The organism is Clostridium sp. 7_2_43FAA, from assembly GCF_000158375.2.
Taxonomy (GTDB): domain Bacteria; phylum Bacillota; class Clostridia; order Clostridiales; family Clostridiaceae; genus Clostridium; species Clostridium tertium.
Genome location: NZ_JH815222.1, coordinates 1,987,548 through 2,004,379, shown reverse-complemented (window position 1 = coordinate 2,004,379; position 16,832 = coordinate 1,987,548). Strand labels below are relative to the sequence as shown.

The following is a 16,832-nucleotide window of genomic DNA, read 5'->3' as shown; positions in this document are numbered from 1 at the left end:
TTTGGCAATAGAAATATTTAAGCTTATGGGTTCTATACTTGTAAATAATGATGAAGCAAACAAAAGCATCTCTAAAACTGATGAAAAAGCGGAAGGGTTAGGAAATAAGTTTTTAAAGGGAGCAGGTACAGTTGCTAAATGGGGAACAGCAATTGCAGGAGCTGCTGCTGCTGGTGGAGCTGCTTTATTTGGAATGGCAACTAAATCAGCAGAAGTTACAGATAGAATTGATAAGCTTAGTAATAAAATAGGTATATCAAAACAAGGATTTCAAGAGTGGGATTATATATTAGGACAAAATGGAATGGATGTCGAAAAACTTCAAGTAGGAGTAAAAACATTAGTTAGCCAAATGGATGCAGCAGCTGGTGGAAGTAAGAATGCTAGTGAAGCTTTTGATAAACTAGGGTTATCCTGGAATGATGGAAATGGAAAGCTGAAAAATCAGGAAAGTATGATGAATGAAGCTATAATGGCCTTAGCCAATATGGAAAATGGTACCGAGAAAGCTAGACTTGCAACTCAACTCTTTGGTAAAGCAGGAGTTGAAATGATGCCTATGCTTAATAATGGAGCTCAAGGTATTGAAGATTTAAAAAACCGTGCCCATGACTTGGGACTTGTATTAGGTGATGATGCTGTTAATGCTGGCGTAGTTCTTGGAGATACATTGGATGATGTAAAATCATCATTTAGTATGATAGGAACTCAAATTGGAGTTAAAGTCATGCCCCTTATTCAGAGTTTTGCTGATTGGATTTTATCTAATATGCCAATAATCCAGACAGTTTTAAGTGGTGCTTTTAGAGGAATAGAACTTTTTGTATCATTTGTAGTCAGAGGAATTACTACAATAGCAGATTCTGTAAATGATAAATTCGGTTGGATAATAGATAAAGTTCTTGAAATGAGGGACACATTTAATAACTCTATGGAAGAGTTTGATGATTATGGTCAAGCTTTTAAATCTATGTTAGAAGTAATAACAGGCCCAATAGGAGGTTTACCTATTTTTGAGGAGATAGGAAAAGTGATGTCAGCAATTCATGAAATAATAGCAAGAGTTAAGAATGGAGAAGGAATAGCTGAAGCATTTAAAGCTGCTTTTGAATGGAGAGATTCAAGTATAGGAAATGCATTGATAGATCTTATGGACTTTTCTATAAATATATTTAAAAGTATAGAATCTGTTATAAGAACAGTAATAGAAAATCTAGGGCCAATTTTTGAAGGATTAAAGAATTTATTTAGTATTACAATTAGTGCATTAGTTACTACCTGGGAAAGTTTTGGGAAGCCTATGTGGGATTTTTTTGTTGAAGCAATTAAAAAGGTGGCAGAAGTATTTAGTTATGTATTTCCTATAGTAGCTAATATTTTCGCTGGAGCTTGTGAAACATTAAATAATTTATGGATTAGCATATTACAACCTTTATTTCAGGCTATAGGTTCATTTTTACAGGCAGTGTTATTACCGATATTTTCATCAACTTTTGATTCGATTCTAAATGTTGTTAAATGGACCTTTGGATTTGTTGGTATATTATGGACTAGTGTATTAAAGCCTATTCTAGATGGTATCATCAATTTTATTGGGGGTATTTTTAGTGGGAACTGGTCACAAATCTGGACTGGAATAATTCAAATATTAAGCGGGATATGGGGAGCCATAAAGATGATCCTATGGTCGCCAATAGAATGGGTTATTAATAAAATAAGTGGAATAATAGAAAGTATAGTATCACCATTTAGACGAGCAGCAGATTCAATAGGAAACATATGGAGCAGTATTAAATCTGTATTTAAATTACCGCATTTCACACTCAATGGCACATTAAATCCATTGAAATGGATAGACCAAGGTATGCCTAAAATAGGTGTTGATTGGTACTACAAAGGTGGAATTTTTACAGAGCCAACTGTTTTGCCAGGTGGGATAGGAGTAGGAGATAAATTTAATGGTAAAGGATCTAATGCAGAGGCTGTTATTCCACTTGATAGTATGTACGAAAATATAAGAGGAATTGTAAGAGAAGAAGTTAATGTAGATAAAGAACAAGTTTTTATCGTAAATAACTATATGGATAGTGAACAAATAAGTCAGTATACCTATAAGAAAGTAAATGGGAAACTGGTTCTAAACTCAAGGCAGGTGAGATAATGTTAATAGATTCAATTAATATATCTAGCTTCAATGCTAAGTTATTAAAAGTAGATATTGATACACAAGAGTTAAGTAATGTAAGTGAATGGCCAACTGGTACATTAAACCCTATATTTTTAGAAAATAGGAAAAAATTTAAAAAAATAGAATTAGAGTTAGCATTTAAAGGTGAATCAAGAGATTTAATATTAAATAATATAAGCAATTTTATGAGTAAATTAACAAGAGAAGTTGTACTAACGTTAGATAGCTACGCTAATAAATACAGATGCATTTTATCTGCAAATACAACTGAAAAAACAGTATCTAAACATATGTATAAGAAGAAGTTAACCTTCCTAGGGTATGAATTTGCAAATGAGAAAATCGAAACAATGAATAGAGTAACATCTAAAACTATTAATGTAGCAGGAAATCAAGTAACTCCTGCCATAGTTGAAATTACTCCTAGTATTGCTTTAGTGGATTTAACTATTACAGGGCTAGATGAAGATTTTATTAAGATAAAAAATATAACAGCTAGTAAGAAGATAATTATAAATGGAGAAGATGGAACAGTTATAGTAGATGGAGCAAATAAGTATGGTGATACAGAAATGTGGAGCTTTCCAAGTTTGAAACCAGGAGTGAATACTATAACAGTAGATAAAAGTAGTGTAGATATAACAATAAAATATAAACCAAGATATATATAAGGAGAGAAGACAAATGAGTAAGATAAAAATAACTAATATAAATATGGTAAATGGATTAAATACACTAGCAGTTTTAGCAGGTACTAAATTACCTATAAAGATAAGCTATGCAGTAAAGAAAAATATAGAGATAATTGCTAGAGAACTTAAAACATATGATGATGAAAAAGCAATATTGATAGATAGATTCGGTCAGAAAGATGAAGAAGGAAATTTAAAGACAGAAGGCAATAAATGCTTTATTGATGATGTAGAAGGTTTTAACAAAGAGATTACGGAACTGAATAATATAGAAAATGAAGTTGATTTTTATGATATATCTTTAGATTCTCTCTTAAATTCAAATATAGAATTAACTACAGCAGAATTAACAAGTATTGAATTTTTACTTAAGTAACATTATATAAACTTCTATGAAAGGAGGGCTAAATTGTTACAACTATATGATGTAAATAGAAATAAGATAAAAGGCTTAGTAGCATATAAAGATTATTGTATAGAAAGTGCTCTTAAAACTGGAGATAAGACACTTTCTTTTTTATATCCAAAAAGACTTGGGAAGGAAATTAAAAATGAGGGATATATAAGAACTAAGACGGATGAATTTGTAATTAAGTCTATAGATAGTTCTGAGGATTGGTTAACTATAAACGCAAGTCTTAATGTAGAAGACTTAGAGGGAGAAGCAAGGGAAAGTTTTACTTGTTTAGAGGAAACTATAAGTAAGTGTTTAGATTTGGCTTTATCTGGTACTGGATGGACTGCAAATGTTACAGGAGTAACTAAAAAGAGAACTGTAAGAATGACTAACTGTAATAGTTGGGATATTATACAACAAGCTAGAAAGACTTATTTAGTAGAGTATAAATTTGACACTATAAATAAGATTATCTATGTTAAGGAAAAACAAGGGCAAGATAAAGGAACTTACTTCACAGAGGATTTAAACTTGAAAAAGTTAGATATAAATAACGATAGTTATGACTTTTTTACAAGGATTAAACCTATTGGGAAAGATGGACTTAAGATTGATGCTAATGGCAAAGACTACTTAGAAAACTATCAATATTCTAAAAAGGTTAAAACTCTTATTTGGAAAGATGAAAGATACACAGTAGCTTCCAGTCTATTAGAAGATGCAACAATAAAGCTTAATGAATTAAGCAAACCTCGTGTAGCTTATGCAGTAGGTATTATAGACCTTGCTAAGTTAAATACTAAATATAAAAATATTTTAGATTATAGTTTAGGAGATACCATTTATCTTTTATCTAAAGAAAATCGGGTACGGGAAAAGCAACGTATAGTTAAGATAAAAGAATACCCAGATGAACCAGAGCGTAATAGTTGTGAAATAGCCAATACTATCTTAACTTTTGAGGATATACAAAAGGAATATGCAGACACAACAGATACAGTAAACAATATTACTTCTGATAATGGGACAGTAAGTGAAAATGCTATTGCAAAAGCAGTGGAGAAACTTACAATCAATAAAGTTGAAATGAATAAATTCACAGCTCTTGAGGGGACTGTAGGAAGTTTAACTGTAAATAAGTTAGATGTAGATAAAGCAAATATAAAATTTGCTAAAATAGATACAGCGATAGCTAAGAAAATAGAAGTAACAGACTTAAATGCAGATAATATAAAATTTGAAGTTGCAGAAGGTGGAACTTTAAACTTGCAAACATTACTTTCTAAATTCATTACAGGAGAAAGTGGTCAGTTCTTAAATCTTACATCTAGCAATGTAGTAATAGATAATGCAGTTATAAAAGGCTTGATAGCTCCTAACATTAGTGTAGGAGATTTAAAGGCTGGTAATATAGATTCTAATAGATTCAATATAGTTGGTACAGATGGAAACTTACTTATTAAAGATAACACTATACAAATAAAAGATAGTGCAAGAGTAAGAGTTCAGATAGGTAAAGATGCTAGTGGAGATTATTCCATGTATGTATGGGATAAGCAAGGGAATTTAATGTTTGATGCATTAGGTTTAAAATCTAGTGCTATAAAAGATAAAATAATTCGTGATGATATGGTTGCTGATAATGCTAATATAAATGGTTCTAAACTTAATATTAGCAGTTTAATAACAGAAGTAAATAAAGATAATACACAAACATTAAAAGCTAGTAGGATATCCTTTGATAGTACAGGACAAAGTTTAGAAGTAAGTTTTAATAGTCTTAAGAGCAATGTAGATAATATGGAGATAGGGGGAAGGAATCTACAAGGAAACGCTGACTTTAACAAACCTTTAAGTGGTACATGGAGATATGATGCACAATTTATGAGTATAAATGAAGAAATATTATGTGATGGTTATAAATCTGTAAAAATATTAAGAACAAATGCAACTACAACAAGTACAAGGTATCTTTATACAGGTGGAGGAGTTATTCCAGCAAAATATGGAGAAGAATTTACAATGTCTTTTATGTACTATATTCCAGAGGATGTTGAACAAGAAATAGATGGAACTTTCCAAGCTGGGGTATGGTTCTATAAAGACGGTAATGCTGGTGCTGGAAGTACAAGAAAAAACTTAGAAAATGAGATTGTTAAAGGTAAATGGATTAAAGTTGTAGTTAGTGGAAAGGCAAAGAATGTTGACACTAAATCCGTGGCTTTTGTTATTGGATTTGATAAAAATTGTGAAGTATATATTTCTAAACCAAAGCTAGAAAGAGGAAATAAAGCAACAGATTTTACAGTAGCTCCAGAGGATGTAGAAGAAAAAATAGAATCCAACACAACAGCAATAACGGTGGCACAAGGAAAGATAGAAGGATTAATAAAAGAAAGCACTATAAATAAAAGTGATGTAACTACATTAAAAGATAACTATACAAGTATTAAAGCTACAGTAGATGGAATTAATACAACAGTAGCTAGTCATACAAGTAGTATAGGGAACCTAACCACAGATTTAAGTGGAGTATCTGGAAAAGTTGCAACAATAGAAAATAAACAAGCTACTTTAGAACAAAACTTAAATGGATTTAAGACTACTGTAAGTAATACTTATAGCACTAAAACAGAACTAAATACTGCAAAGATAGATGCAATAAATAGTGCGAATAACTCTACGGATAATAAATTAAAAAATTATTCTACAACAATAGCTATGAATACAGCAATTACTCAAAGTGCGAATAGCGTAAAAACAGAGGTTTCTAATACTTATTTAAGCAAAGGAGAGGCTACTAACACTTATGCTACTAAAGCAAGTATGGAGTTAACAGCAAATCAATTAAAATTAGATTTTAGTAGTAGTGGCGGATACAATTTAATAAAAGATAGTAATTTAATTAATAACGATAAGTTTTATTGGTGGCATCCTTATGTAGGAAGTTTTTATTGGCAAAGAAATTCAGGACAAGTTGGAATTTATACAAGAGTAAATGAAGCTACTGCAATATATCAAACTGTTCAAGTAAAACCATATACAACATATACACTTTCTGCAGTATTAACTCCAGAAGTATCTACATCTGGAGCAGTTTTAATAATTGAACTTCCCCAAGAAAATGGTAGGGGAATAAAATCAAATATAGTAGAAGCTGGAACTAGTAGAAGAGAAAGTATTACAATAACAACACAAAATTCAACAGAAATGAAAATAGCTGTTAAACACTTAGGTTCTAAAAACAATACTGGAGGATATGTTTGTTGGATAAAAGATTTATTACTAACAGAAGGTAAGTTATTGTTACCTTGGACACCGAATCCGAATGAGGTTTACTCAGGAAACACTATTATAGATGGTTCTGGAGTTGAAATAAGCAATGGAGCATTAACAGTTTTAAATAATTCCGGACAAGTAATGTTACAAGGAGATTCTGCTGGGAATTTAATTTTTGAAGGTAGATTACAACCATCTGACCACATTATAAAATTGTTCGGTGAAGAGTGTAGAATAGATGCGGATCAAAATATATTAAGAATTCAAAAAAATAGAGAAACATATATTTCTATAGATAACAGTGAATTAGCCTTTTATACAACAGGAAATAATAAAATGGCAATGGCATTTGAACCAGGAGCAAATACAGCATTAAGAATATGGGGGAACCGAAGTGGAGGAACTCTTAAATTTAGAAGAGATATATACGCAGTAGAAAGTAGAAATAGTTCCGATAATGGCTATGGAAGCTTTATTGCTAGTGCTTTTAATAATGCTTCTAGTAGAGAGTTTAAGACAGATATAACAGAGCCTACCGATATTGACTTTATAAATATACTTAAGAATAATCACATAAAGAAATATAAATTAAAAGCAGATATAGAAAGATTAGAATCATTCCCTACCGCAATAGATAAAGACGGAAAAGGAATGGAAATATATGCAGATGAAAAATTAGGATTTATATTAGAAGAACTAACAGAAGAAGCTAAATTATTATTAAATCCACGAAACACTCCCGGAATTGATTCCTATAGTATGTGTAGTATGCTTTGGGGAATAGTACAAGAACAGCAAAAAAGAATAGAAGCATTAGAGAACTTACAATAGTAGGTTCTTTTTAATTTATGAGAAAGAAGGTGCAAGATGAATGATATAACAACACTATTTAATACATTTGTATTTCCTGTAGCTTTATGTATTTTATTAATATGGTTCATGTATAAAAAGATATGGCCAAGGATAGAAACAACATTAGATAGGGTTACTAAAACGAATGAGGAACTAAGTACCAGTAATAGGATTTTAACAGAAAACTTAGTAGAAAAAGTAGACAATATGGATAATAAGCTTGATAAAGTATTGAAAGAGAAAGGAGAAATAGCATGAGCAAATTAGTAACTAAAATAACTAGTCTTATAGAGGTTAAAAAGATTATAGCATTATTAGTTATAACAGTATTTTGTATTCTAAGTGCTAGAGAAGTAGTAAGTACAGAGCAATTTACTACAGTCGCAATAATGATCGTATCTTTTTACTTCGGACAATCTACAGTAAAAGGTACAGTAAAATCTACTAAGGAGCAGGAGTAATCTTGCTTCTTTTAATTTATAAAATTTTAAATCTGAAAGGTGGAATTTTAAATGGCGTTAATTAAAAATTTAATACCAGAAAGTCAATATTCAACTAAGTGTCCTTATTCAATGACACCAAAAGGGATATGTATTCATAATACAGCCAATGATGCTCCAGCTATAAATGAAAGAAATTATATGGCTAGGAGGGATAATCAGAATGAAGTATCATTTCATATTGCAATAGATGATAAGGAAGCTATACAATGTATTCCATTCAATAGAAACGCTTGGCATTCAGGAGATGGAGGAAGTGGACAAGGTAATAGAAATTATATAGCAGTAGAAATATGTTATTCAAAATCAGGTGGAGAGAGATTTATAAATGCAGAAAAAAGAACTGCTAGAGAAGTTGCGGCATTATTAAAAGAATATGGATGGGGAATATCTCAAATTAGGAAACATCAAGATTTTAGTGGGAAATATTGTCCTCATAGAACATTAGATATGGGATGGCAAAGATTCTTAAACATGGTTCAAATAGAATTAAATAATTTAAATATTAATCAATATATTAAGGAGGAAATTAAAGTGGATTATATAATTCAATATTCAAATTCAACAGATCAGGCTATAGCGGAGATAATGGCAGATAGATTAAATTGTCCTACTATTAATTGTTTAAGACCATATGCTTTTTATGGACAATATAAAACAGTAATTGCAGTAGGAGAGGCTAAAAATAAAAGTGGATATACTAATGTAGAAATAAAGGGAGCTAATAGAAAAGAAACATTAGATAAAGCTATAGAGTATTGTGAAAAATTAGGAAAGTAGTTATTAATGCTAGTAGGTAGGAGAAATCTTACTTACTAGCCTTTTTTATTTTTTTCAATAATCATATTATTTACTTATTTTCCATAATATGTTATTATGTGAACATAAAACATTAAGGGGGAATTAAAATGATTAAGAAAAAACTCAAAACATTTTTGACAGTTGCAGTTTTTACATCAATTTTCTCATTAGGTTTTCTACATTCGGAAGAAGCCAAAGCATATAATGCTGGTGGAGATGGAAATGTAAAGTTCAACTCTTGGGATATCAATAATTATAGTAGTACAGCAGATTTATGGACTCAAACAAGAGCCAATTATGATCCGGAAAGAATAAAAGATAGAGTTACTTATGGTGATTATGACGGAAACGGAAAAGATGAAGTTATGGCATTTTACGATTATGGAAATGCTAATACAGGGATTCATCGCTTATATGAAGATGGTGGAAAGTATTATAATGTATCAATTTATGAATCTGGTGTAAATAATTTTAATGCAAGCAGTATAACAAACAAAGTTGTATCAGGAGATTTTAATGGTGATGGTAAAGATGAGATATTAGTGCTTTATGATTATTTTAATAGAACATCCACAATGTTTCAGTTTTCACTAAATAGTGACGGAAAATCTGTTAGTTCAAAAACTGTATGGAATGCTACAGATTTTGTTGGAGATATGGTTAATGCAATGGTAGCTGGAGATTTTAATGGCGATGGTAAAGACGAAGTGTTAATATTCTACGATTATGGAAATAATGTTACTGTTGTTTTTGAATTAACAATGGGGTCAGATGGAAAATTTACAAGTAAGGAAGCTTTTAGAGCAACGCAATTTGCGGGAAGTCAGATTAAAGGAAAAACAGTATCTGGCGATTATGATGGAAATGGTAAAGATGAAGTTGCAATGTTCTATGATTATGGAAACGCTACTACTAGGATATTATCATTAATAAATAACAATGGAGCTTATTCATTATCTGAGACATGGTATTCCAATTCATTTAATGGATCTTTAATAAATGGAAAGGTAGTTTCAACACATAATAGTAGTGGTAAAGATAAAATAATTGCATTGTATGACTATGGGAATAATGTTACTGGTATATTTAGCTGGCAATTACAAACAAATGGTAAGTTTACAGCAGTAAAGGAAAAAGAGTTAACGAATTATGAAGCAGCAAGAGTATCTGGGAGATTAGCAGTTGGAAAAATAAATGGAATTACAACACGATTATTAGCTATGTATGATGGAACTGTTGTTCAATCGCAAACACAAGCAGATAAAGTAATTGCTGAAGCTAGAGCGCATATTCCGCTTGTAACATATGTGTATGGTGCAGATGATGCAGCAAGGCATATATTTGATTGTTCGTCATTTACAAAACATATTTTTGCACATCAAGGAATATCGTTAGGAAGAACTACTTGGAATCAAATGGACCAGGGAGTCGTAGTTTCACAGGCTAATCTTAGAGCAGGAGACTTAGTATTTACATTAGGCGGAAATCACGTTGGTATATACACGTCGAATGGTAAGATGATTCATAATTCTAGGGAAGGTGTTAATGTAATCGAAAGTAATATAACTGATTTCTATACTGCAAGAAGAATATTATAATATTTAATAAGTGAAAGCACCTAGATTTATTCTAAGTGCTTTTATTTTAATATAAGTCCAGTCATAAGAACTAATATACATAAAAATGATAACTTTATGCTTATATTTATCCTTATAAAACTTCCTTTCAACTAAACCACCTTATTTAATTCACATCTACTTCTAAAAAATTTAAACACTAGGTTCTATTCATTTATAACATTGAATACAAAGATACCAGAAGTAATTAATTGGAGGTGTCATTGATGGCAGAAAGGTTAAGAGTTGTTTTAGAGTTTTCTAAGAATAAAGAAAGAGACTTATTATTATATCAGGAGTTAATTAAATACAGTAATCCAGGAGCAGTAGTTAAAGATATGCTTTTTGGAGTTCTACCTTTACCTAACATAGATAATAATTCTAATAAAGCATAGTAAATAGGCCTGTACAGTACGGATATGTACGGACAAGCCTTTATATTTCTTGATAATTAATTAAAATAGAAGTGGGGTAGGGTAGTGAGTAAAATAGTAGAGTTAATAAATTTCTTATTTAAAAAACAAGAAAAAAATATAATATTAGATGATAGGTTTGAATTTAGGCTTAATTCTAAAGAGAAACAATTAATTAAAAAGTATTGTGATTTAAAACATATATCAGCCAGCGAATTCTTTAGATCTTTAGCAATAAAGGAAATAGATAATTTTATAAAATGTAGTGGGAGATAGCATATAATGATTAATTAAAATCAATTCAGGTATTCATTTCTTAGATAGTTCATATCTAAATATTTATCCATATAAATACTTGTGTAAGAGAATATGTTGTAGATAAAACAATGCAACAAGTTTTAAGTAAAAATGCAGATATAGGATTTTGTGGACCTGAGCAAACTGTGTACATTAATAATCAAGGCAGAGAGGATTACCCAGTACTCTTTGCACAATTAACACAAACAGATGGAGCATTTTTAGTTGGAAGAGAAGCAGATGAAGATTTTAAATGGACTGATTTAAAAGGAGCAGAAGTTATAGGAGGAAGACCAGGTGGTGTTCCAGAAATGGCATTTGAATATGTATTAAAACAAAATGGATTAGATCCTAAAACTGATGTAAATATGGTAACTAATATAGATTTCACTGCTACATCAGGTGCTTTTAAAGCTGGTACAGGTGAATATGTAACATTATTTGAGCCAACAGCTTCTATGTTAGAAAAAGAAGGTAGTGGTAAGATTATAGCATCAATCGGAGAAGCAGTTGGAGACTTACCTTATACTTGTTTCTTTACAACTAAATCTTACATGGATAAAAACCCAGAAATACTTCAAAAATTTACAAATGCAATTTATAAAGGTCAACAATGGGTTGAATCACATAGTGATGAAGAAATAGCTGATTCAATAATTTCATTTTTCCCAGGAACTGATAAAGACATAATAGTTTCAGTTGTTAAGAATTACAAAGAGATAAATGCTATAGCTACTAAGCCATCAATTGAAGAAGAAGATCTAACTAGATTAATGGATGTAATAGAAAGTTATGATAGTAGCTTATTGACAGATAGACCGTCATTTGAAAAGATAGTTAATAATAGTTTTTCAGAAGAAGCAATGAATTCTAAGTAAATCTTCAAGAGCTAGCTCTAGAATACTAGAGCTAGCTAATAAACTTCCTTCTATAAATATTTACATAAATTAGAAAGGAGGTATAGATTTGAGTTTAATAGATATATCAAATATAAGTTTAACTTATCACTCTTTGAAGGGTGAGACAAAAGCTATAGAAAATGTAAATTTTTCAATAGAAAAGGGGGAGTTCGTTAGCATAATAGGGCCATCAGGATGTGGGAAATCAACGCTTTTAAATATTATTAGTGGTCTTTTAAAACCTTCTGATGGAAAAATAATTTATATAGATAAAGATATAAATAATAGATTAGATAAAATGGGATACATGTTTCAAAAAGACTATTTGTTTAAATGGCTTTCTGTTAGAAGCAATGTATTATTAGGGTTAAAGATAAAAGGCTTAGACAATGAAGAAAATATACAAAGAGCTGACAAGTTGTTAGATAATTATCAATTATCTAAGTTTAAAAATCATAAGCCAGCAGAGCTTTCAGGAGGAATGAGGCAAAGGGTAGCACTTATTAGAACTCTTGCATTAAATCCAGATGTTCTACTTTTAGATGAGCCATTTTCAGCTTTAGATTATCAAACAAGGCTTAAAGTGTGTGATGATGTTAAGAGTATAATAAAAAGAGAAGGAAAAACAGCTATAATGGTAACTCATGATTTAGGAGAAGCAATTGCAACTTCTGATAGGATAATAGTTCTTACGAAAAGACCTGCAAAGGTAAAATTAGATGTAAAGATAACATTTAAAAATGCTGAGGCAACTCCGTTTCAAAGAAGAAAGGAACCAGAATTTAATGAATATTTCAATTTGCTATGGAAGGAGTTGGACAGTGTAAATGAGTAAAGAACATGAGGATTATATTAAAAAAGTAAAAAGAGATAGAATTAAGATAGCTGTATTTAGAGTAGCCATATTATTAATATTTATTGTTTTATGGGAAGTAGCAGCAAGGCTGAAATGGATAGATCCATTTCTAACATCAAGTCCATCTAGGATACTTGATTCATTTATATCTTTTGTAAAAGAAGGAACATTGCTTAAGCATATATTAATAACTTGTTATGAAACAATATTAGGATTTACATTAGGAACGGTGCTTGGAGCAATTATAGCTATTGTATTATGGGCATCACCTTTTACATCAAAAGTGTTAGATCCATACTTAGTAGTATTAAATGCTTTACCCAAAGTTGCACTTGCACCAATAGTAATATTTTGGGTAGGAAATGGTATGACAGCAATAATTGTTATAGCACTTTTAATTTCTATAGTAACTACAATAATAACAGTATTAACAGGCTTTAATGAAGTTGATAAAGGTAAACTAAAGCTTATGCAAACACTACAAGCTACAAAGTTTCAAACACTAAAGTATCTTGTATTCCCATCAAATATCCAAGTATTAATTTCTGCATTAAAAATAAATGTTGGTTTATCTTGGGTAGGGGTTATTATGGGTGAATTCTTAGTAGCAAGAGAAGGATTAGGATTTCTAATAGTATATGGTGGACAAATTTCACAATTAGATATGGTTATGATGAGTATTGTAATTCTTTCAGTAATAGCATTTGTTATGTATATGATTGTTGCAAAGATTGAAGAAAGATTAAAAAATATAAATTAGTGTTGAAATTAAAAAGCTGATAATAGTTTTATTATTAGCTTTTTAAAATTAAATTAAATTTATTTAAAGTTTCTTCGTTAATTTTAATATGTTTAAAATAAGTATTAATTATTAGGCGAAATTTGTAAAGATTTCAATTGTAAAAGTTAAAAATATTTGATAAAATGTATATTATATAATAATTGTGTAGATAAAATGAAAAGGTGGATTAAGTTATGAAAGAAACAGACAAGCTTTTTTCTACTATAATAAAGTGCTTGAAACCGTTTGTTAAAAAACTAAAAATTGTAATTAAACCATTGGGAAAGAGCATTAATAGGACAAGCAAAAAAATAAATAATACATACAAAAAAATGAATGAAAAAAATCCATATATTGAACCAGTTGTTATGATTGGTATTCCTTGTTTATTTGTACTTGCTATGATATTAGGAATAAAGAACTTTACAACTGTTGAGGAAATTAACATAACTAAAAATAGTGCAGAATATCTATATTATGAAAATAAGTATGATGAATCAATTGAAGAATATAATAAAATGCAAAAAGAAGAAAATTGGCCAATTTGGACAGTAAAATCTGCTGATATATATTCTATAAAAGGTGATATTAAAAAATCAAGTTCTCTTTTAAAGGAAGCAATAATAAAAAGAGATAGAATAATAAAAGAAGAGGGCTTTGATAAATATAAAGATAAAGATATAGAATTGATTAATTCTATGTTGTTTACCTTTATAATGAACAAAGAATATGATGAAGCTATTTCACTTGGAGAACAATATATAAGTGAGTATGGAAGAAGCAAAGAAATTTTAAAGACATTATTCTCAGCTTATATTTCAAATAACCATATATATAAAGCTGAAATGTTAACAGAAGAGTATCCTATAGATGAAAAATCAGCTTATGATGTTTGTGTGTTAGCTAATATGAATATGCTAATTAATAGATGGGATAAAGGACTTGAACTCTTAAAAGATGCATGGTATTTAGATAAGAATGAATTGAAAATATATGATGTTATAGAAGATATGTCTTCATTTAATAGTGAAAAATTAATAGAATCAATACAAGCTAAGATAGAGAATAATACAAATGAGGATGCATATAAAATGCTTCTAGCAAAAGCTTATTCTGTTTCAAAAGAAACTGCAAATGATGCAGAAGAATTAATGAAAGATTTAGATGATAATAATGTTGATGGAATAGCAAGTGATTTTATAAATTATGAAATATGCAAATCTAGAAATAATAATTCAGAAGCAGAAGAATATTTAGAAGCAGCTGAAAGAAAAGCAGAAAAGGAAAAGAAAGATTCATATGTAACATATTATATTTCAGCAGTAAAGGCATTTAATAATGAAAAGTATGAAGAAGCGTTTAACTTGGCTAAAAAAAGCATAATAGCCAATCAAGAATATATTAATAATTATGAAAGCTTAATTCCTGATATTTTATTAGCAAAAGGAAATATTAAGCCAACAGAAGCGTATTTTAGAACTGCTATGAAAAAAGAGCCATACAACTATGAAACAATAATTAAAATAGCAAATTATTATTCAAATTATGAATCTAATTATGAAAAGGCTAGGAATTATTATGAGTTAGCTTTAAATATTAAAAAAGATGATAGTGAGTTGTATTTTAAACTTGCTAAGCTAGATATAGTTGATGAAAAGTGGGAAGATGCTTCTAACAACTTAAAGGAAGCAATAAAGCTTGATGAAGATAACCCGGAATATTATAGAACTTTAGGTGCTGTATATTTAAAGAGTTCAAAGAATGAAGAGGGAATTGAGCTTACTCGTAAAGCTTATTCTATGAATGAAAAAGATATATTGGCATTAAATAATGCAGGTTGGTATTATTTAATGGTTGAAAATGATATTGCAAGAGGATATGAAAATATAAAAGCGGCATATGAAGAAATTCCAGCAAGTATGGACGAAAGTACTAAGAATTCTCTTATAGAAAATTATAATAAATCAAAAGAGGTTTATGATAAGTTTTTAAAAGATAGCTCCCAAGAGTTTAAGATAACAGGATTGAAATTGTTTTATTAAAAGTGCCAGTAGGCACTTTTTTTATGTAGAAAAATAATACAATTTCTGGTATTATTATAATTATATTATATATATAATTATATTTATGGGGGGATCTTATTGAAAAAATCTAAAAAAATAGTTAGGCTAATTGTAGTTATTTTAGTAATATGTATCGGGTTTATATTTATTTTTAAATCAAAATATTCAAATGATGTTACTATTAAAAAGTGGGATAATATATATAATGAAAGCAATATAAAATTCTTTTATGGAGAAAAGGATGATGAAAAAATAAAAATACTTAAAGATATGTATAGTATAGAAGAAAAATTAGAAGGTGAAAAAGATAAAGTTAAAAAGGCCATAAAAATATCGGAAATTTTAAATGAAATAATTACATTTGATGATGTTCCTAATACTAAAGGAATAAATGGATTTGATATATTAAAGGAAAAGAATGGAGCTAAGAAGGCTTCAGCTAGAGATCTTGGTATAATTTATAGAGATTTTCTTGAAAGTGTAGGGTATACAGCAAGACTTGGAGAGTTTAGAAGAACTGATGCTAAATTAAGTAAGCAAAGTTCATATTATATAGTTGAGTTTTGGAGCAAAGAAGCTAATAAATGGATAATGATTGATTTTATTGATAGAGGATATTTTGATAAAGAAGGATTTCCTTGTAGTGCATTAGAGCTTCTTGATGGAGACATTAGAAATTTAAATTACACAGGAAAAAGTGATAGAAATGATTATATACCAATGCTAAAGAAGTCTTTATATACTTATACGATAAGTATTGATAATACTACTGACATGCAAAAAAGTAATAGCTATGTAACTTATATTAAAAATGAAAGTGATATAACTTTTAAGTTTAAAGGAAGCTATATTGTGCCTACAATATTCACACAAAATAAAGATTTAATAAACAAAAACCCTATTGATACACTTGTTTCAAGTGATGAAAAAGCATATTTAGTTTTAATGAAAAAGCAAGAAAAAACATCACTTGAAAATGAACAAGAAAATAGTAGTTTTGTAGTTGGGGCTTTTAAGGATGGCAAAATAATGGATGAATATTATATAAAAGAAAAGGATAGTGGATTTAGAAAAGTTAAAAAGTATTCAGATATTTTATTAACTAAAGGAGATAATTTAATAGAGCTTTCAATAGATGGTGAAAATGTAGTAAGTAGTATAGAAATAGATTATAAAAAATAAAATATAAAGTTTTCTT

At 29.3% G+C, this 16,832-nt stretch carries 15 protein-coding genes; all 15 read left to right on the top strand.

Annotation, left to right across the window (positions count from 1 at the left end; all coding sequences use genetic code 11):
- The first annotated feature begins 1 nt into the window (after nt 1).
- The 15 genes from CSBG_RS11060 to CSBG_RS10995 all read left to right on the top strand — a co-directional run bounded on the left by CSBG_RS11060 (nt 2) and on the right by CSBG_RS10995 (nt 16,816).
- Nucleotides 2-2,161: a hypothetical protein gene (locus CSBG_RS11060; protein ID WP_008679537.1), complete on the top strand. Its 2,160-nt coding sequence runs from the start codon at nt 2-4 to the stop codon at nt 2,159-2,161.
- Nucleotides 2,161-2,859, top strand: a complete 699-nt coding sequence (locus CSBG_RS11055) for a phage tail domain-containing protein (protein ID WP_008679534.1) — start codon at nt 2,161-2,163, stop codon at nt 2,857-2,859. Before CSBG_RS11060 ends, CSBG_RS11055 begins: the two co-directional genes overlap by 1 nt.
- Before the next feature lie 13 nt (nt 2,860-2,872).
- Nucleotides 2,873-3,256 carry a hypothetical protein gene (locus CSBG_RS11050; RefSeq protein WP_008679532.1) on the top strand — a complete coding sequence of 128 codons (384 nt, stop codon included), beginning with the start codon at nt 2,873-2,875 and terminating at the stop codon, nt 3,254-3,256.
- Between the two features lie 33 nt (nt 3,257-3,289).
- Nucleotides 3,290-7,387 (top strand): phage tail protein, encoded by a 4,098-nt coding sequence (locus tag CSBG_RS17750; RefSeq protein ID WP_008679530.1) that lies wholly within the window; start codon nt 3,290-3,292, stop codon nt 7,385-7,387.
- A 36-nt stretch (nt 7,388-7,423) separates the two neighbouring features.
- Nucleotides 7,424-7,666 carry a hypothetical protein gene (locus CSBG_RS11040; RefSeq protein WP_008679528.1) on the top strand — a complete coding sequence of 81 codons (243 nt, stop codon included), beginning with the start codon at nt 7,424-7,426 and terminating at the stop codon, nt 7,664-7,666.
- Nucleotides 7,663-7,869 (top strand): hypothetical protein, encoded by a 207-nt coding sequence (locus tag CSBG_RS11035; RefSeq protein WP_008679525.1) that lies wholly within the window; start codon nt 7,663-7,665, stop codon nt 7,867-7,869. The genes CSBG_RS11040 and CSBG_RS11035 overlap by 4 nt, the downstream gene beginning before the upstream one ends.
- Nucleotides 7,870-7,920: 51 nt before the next feature.
- Nucleotides 7,921-8,688, top strand: coding sequence for an N-acetylmuramoyl-L-alanine amidase (locus CSBG_RS18975; RefSeq protein ID WP_008679524.1), 768 nt, complete (start codon nt 7,921-7,923; stop codon nt 8,686-8,688).
- 128 nt (nt 8,689-8,816) lie between these two features.
- Entirely contained in the window at nt 8,817-10,307 is a 1,491-nt protein-coding gene (locus CSBG_RS11025; RefSeq protein WP_008679522.1) for an NlpC/P60 family protein, read from the top strand.
- Nucleotides 10,308-10,552: 245 nt separating this feature from the next.
- Nucleotides 10,553-10,720: a hypothetical protein gene (locus CSBG_RS18570; RefSeq protein WP_008679520.1), complete on the top strand. Its 168-nt coding sequence runs from the start codon at nt 10,553-10,555 to the stop codon at nt 10,718-10,720.
- An 84-nt stretch (nt 10,721-10,804) separates the two neighbouring features.
- On the top strand, nt 10,805-11,014 hold the full coding sequence (locus tag CSBG_RS11020; RefSeq protein ID WP_035285319.1) for a DUF6290 family protein: 210 nt from the start codon (nt 10,805-10,807) through the stop codon (nt 11,012-11,014).
- Between the two features lie 110 nt (nt 11,015-11,124).
- Entirely contained in the window at nt 11,125-11,913 is a 789-nt protein-coding gene (locus CSBG_RS11015; protein WP_008679517.1) for an ABC transporter substrate-binding protein, read from the top strand.
- Between the two features lie 88 nt (nt 11,914-12,001).
- A complete protein-coding gene (locus CSBG_RS11010) occupies nt 12,002-12,769 on the top strand; it encodes an ABC transporter ATP-binding protein (RefSeq protein WP_008679516.1) in 768 nt (255 codons plus the stop codon).
- A complete protein-coding gene (locus CSBG_RS11005) occupies nt 12,762-13,550 on the top strand; it encodes an ABC transporter permease (protein ID WP_008679515.1) in 789 nt (262 codons plus the stop codon). Before CSBG_RS11010 ends, CSBG_RS11005 begins: the two co-directional genes overlap by 8 nt.
- A gap of 215 nt (nt 13,551-13,765) precedes the next feature.
- Nucleotides 13,766-15,613, top strand: coding sequence for a tetratricopeptide repeat protein (locus tag CSBG_RS11000; protein WP_008679514.1), 1,848 nt, complete (start codon nt 13,766-13,768; stop codon nt 15,611-15,613).
- Between the two features lie 99 nt (nt 15,614-15,712).
- A complete protein-coding gene (locus tag CSBG_RS10995; protein WP_008679513.1) occupies nt 15,713-16,816 on the top strand; it encodes a hypothetical protein in 1,104 nt (367 codons plus the stop codon).
- Nucleotides 16,817-16,832 lie beyond the last annotated feature (16 nt).

Bases quoted from the DNA above. Each gene is read 5' to 3' on its own strand.
- CSBG_RS11055 (WP_008679534.1), top strand. From the start codon at position 2,161: ATGTTAATAGATTCAATTAATATATCTAGCTTCAATGCTAAGTTATTA.
- CSBG_RS11050 (WP_008679532.1), top strand. From the start codon at position 2,873: ATGAGTAAGATAAAAATAACTAATATAAATATGGTAAATGGATTAAAT.
- CSBG_RS11040 (WP_008679528.1), top strand. From the start codon at position 7,424: ATGAATGATATAACAACACTATTTAATACATTTGTATTTCCTGTAGCT.
- CSBG_RS11035 (WP_008679525.1), top strand. From the start codon at position 7,663: ATGAGCAAATTAGTAACTAAAATAACTAGTCTTATAGAGGTTAAAAAG.
- CSBG_RS18975 (WP_008679524.1), top strand. From the start codon at position 7,921: ATGGCGTTAATTAAAAATTTAATACCAGAAAGTCAATATTCAACTAAG.
- CSBG_RS11025 (WP_008679522.1), top strand. From the start codon at position 8,817: ATGATTAAGAAAAAACTCAAAACATTTTTGACAGTTGCAGTTTTTACA.
- CSBG_RS18570 (WP_008679520.1), top strand. From the start codon at position 10,553: ATGGCAGAAAGGTTAAGAGTTGTTTTAGAGTTTTCTAAGAATAAAGAA.
- CSBG_RS11015 (WP_008679517.1), top strand. From the start codon at position 11,125: ATGCAACAAGTTTTAAGTAAAAATGCAGATATAGGATTTTGTGGACCT.
- CSBG_RS11005 (WP_008679515.1), top strand. From the start codon at position 12,762: ATGAGTAAAGAACATGAGGATTATATTAAAAAAGTAAAAAGAGATAGA.
- CSBG_RS11000 (WP_008679514.1), top strand. From the start codon at position 13,766: ATGAAAGAAACAGACAAGCTTTTTTCTACTATAATAAAGTGCTTGAAA.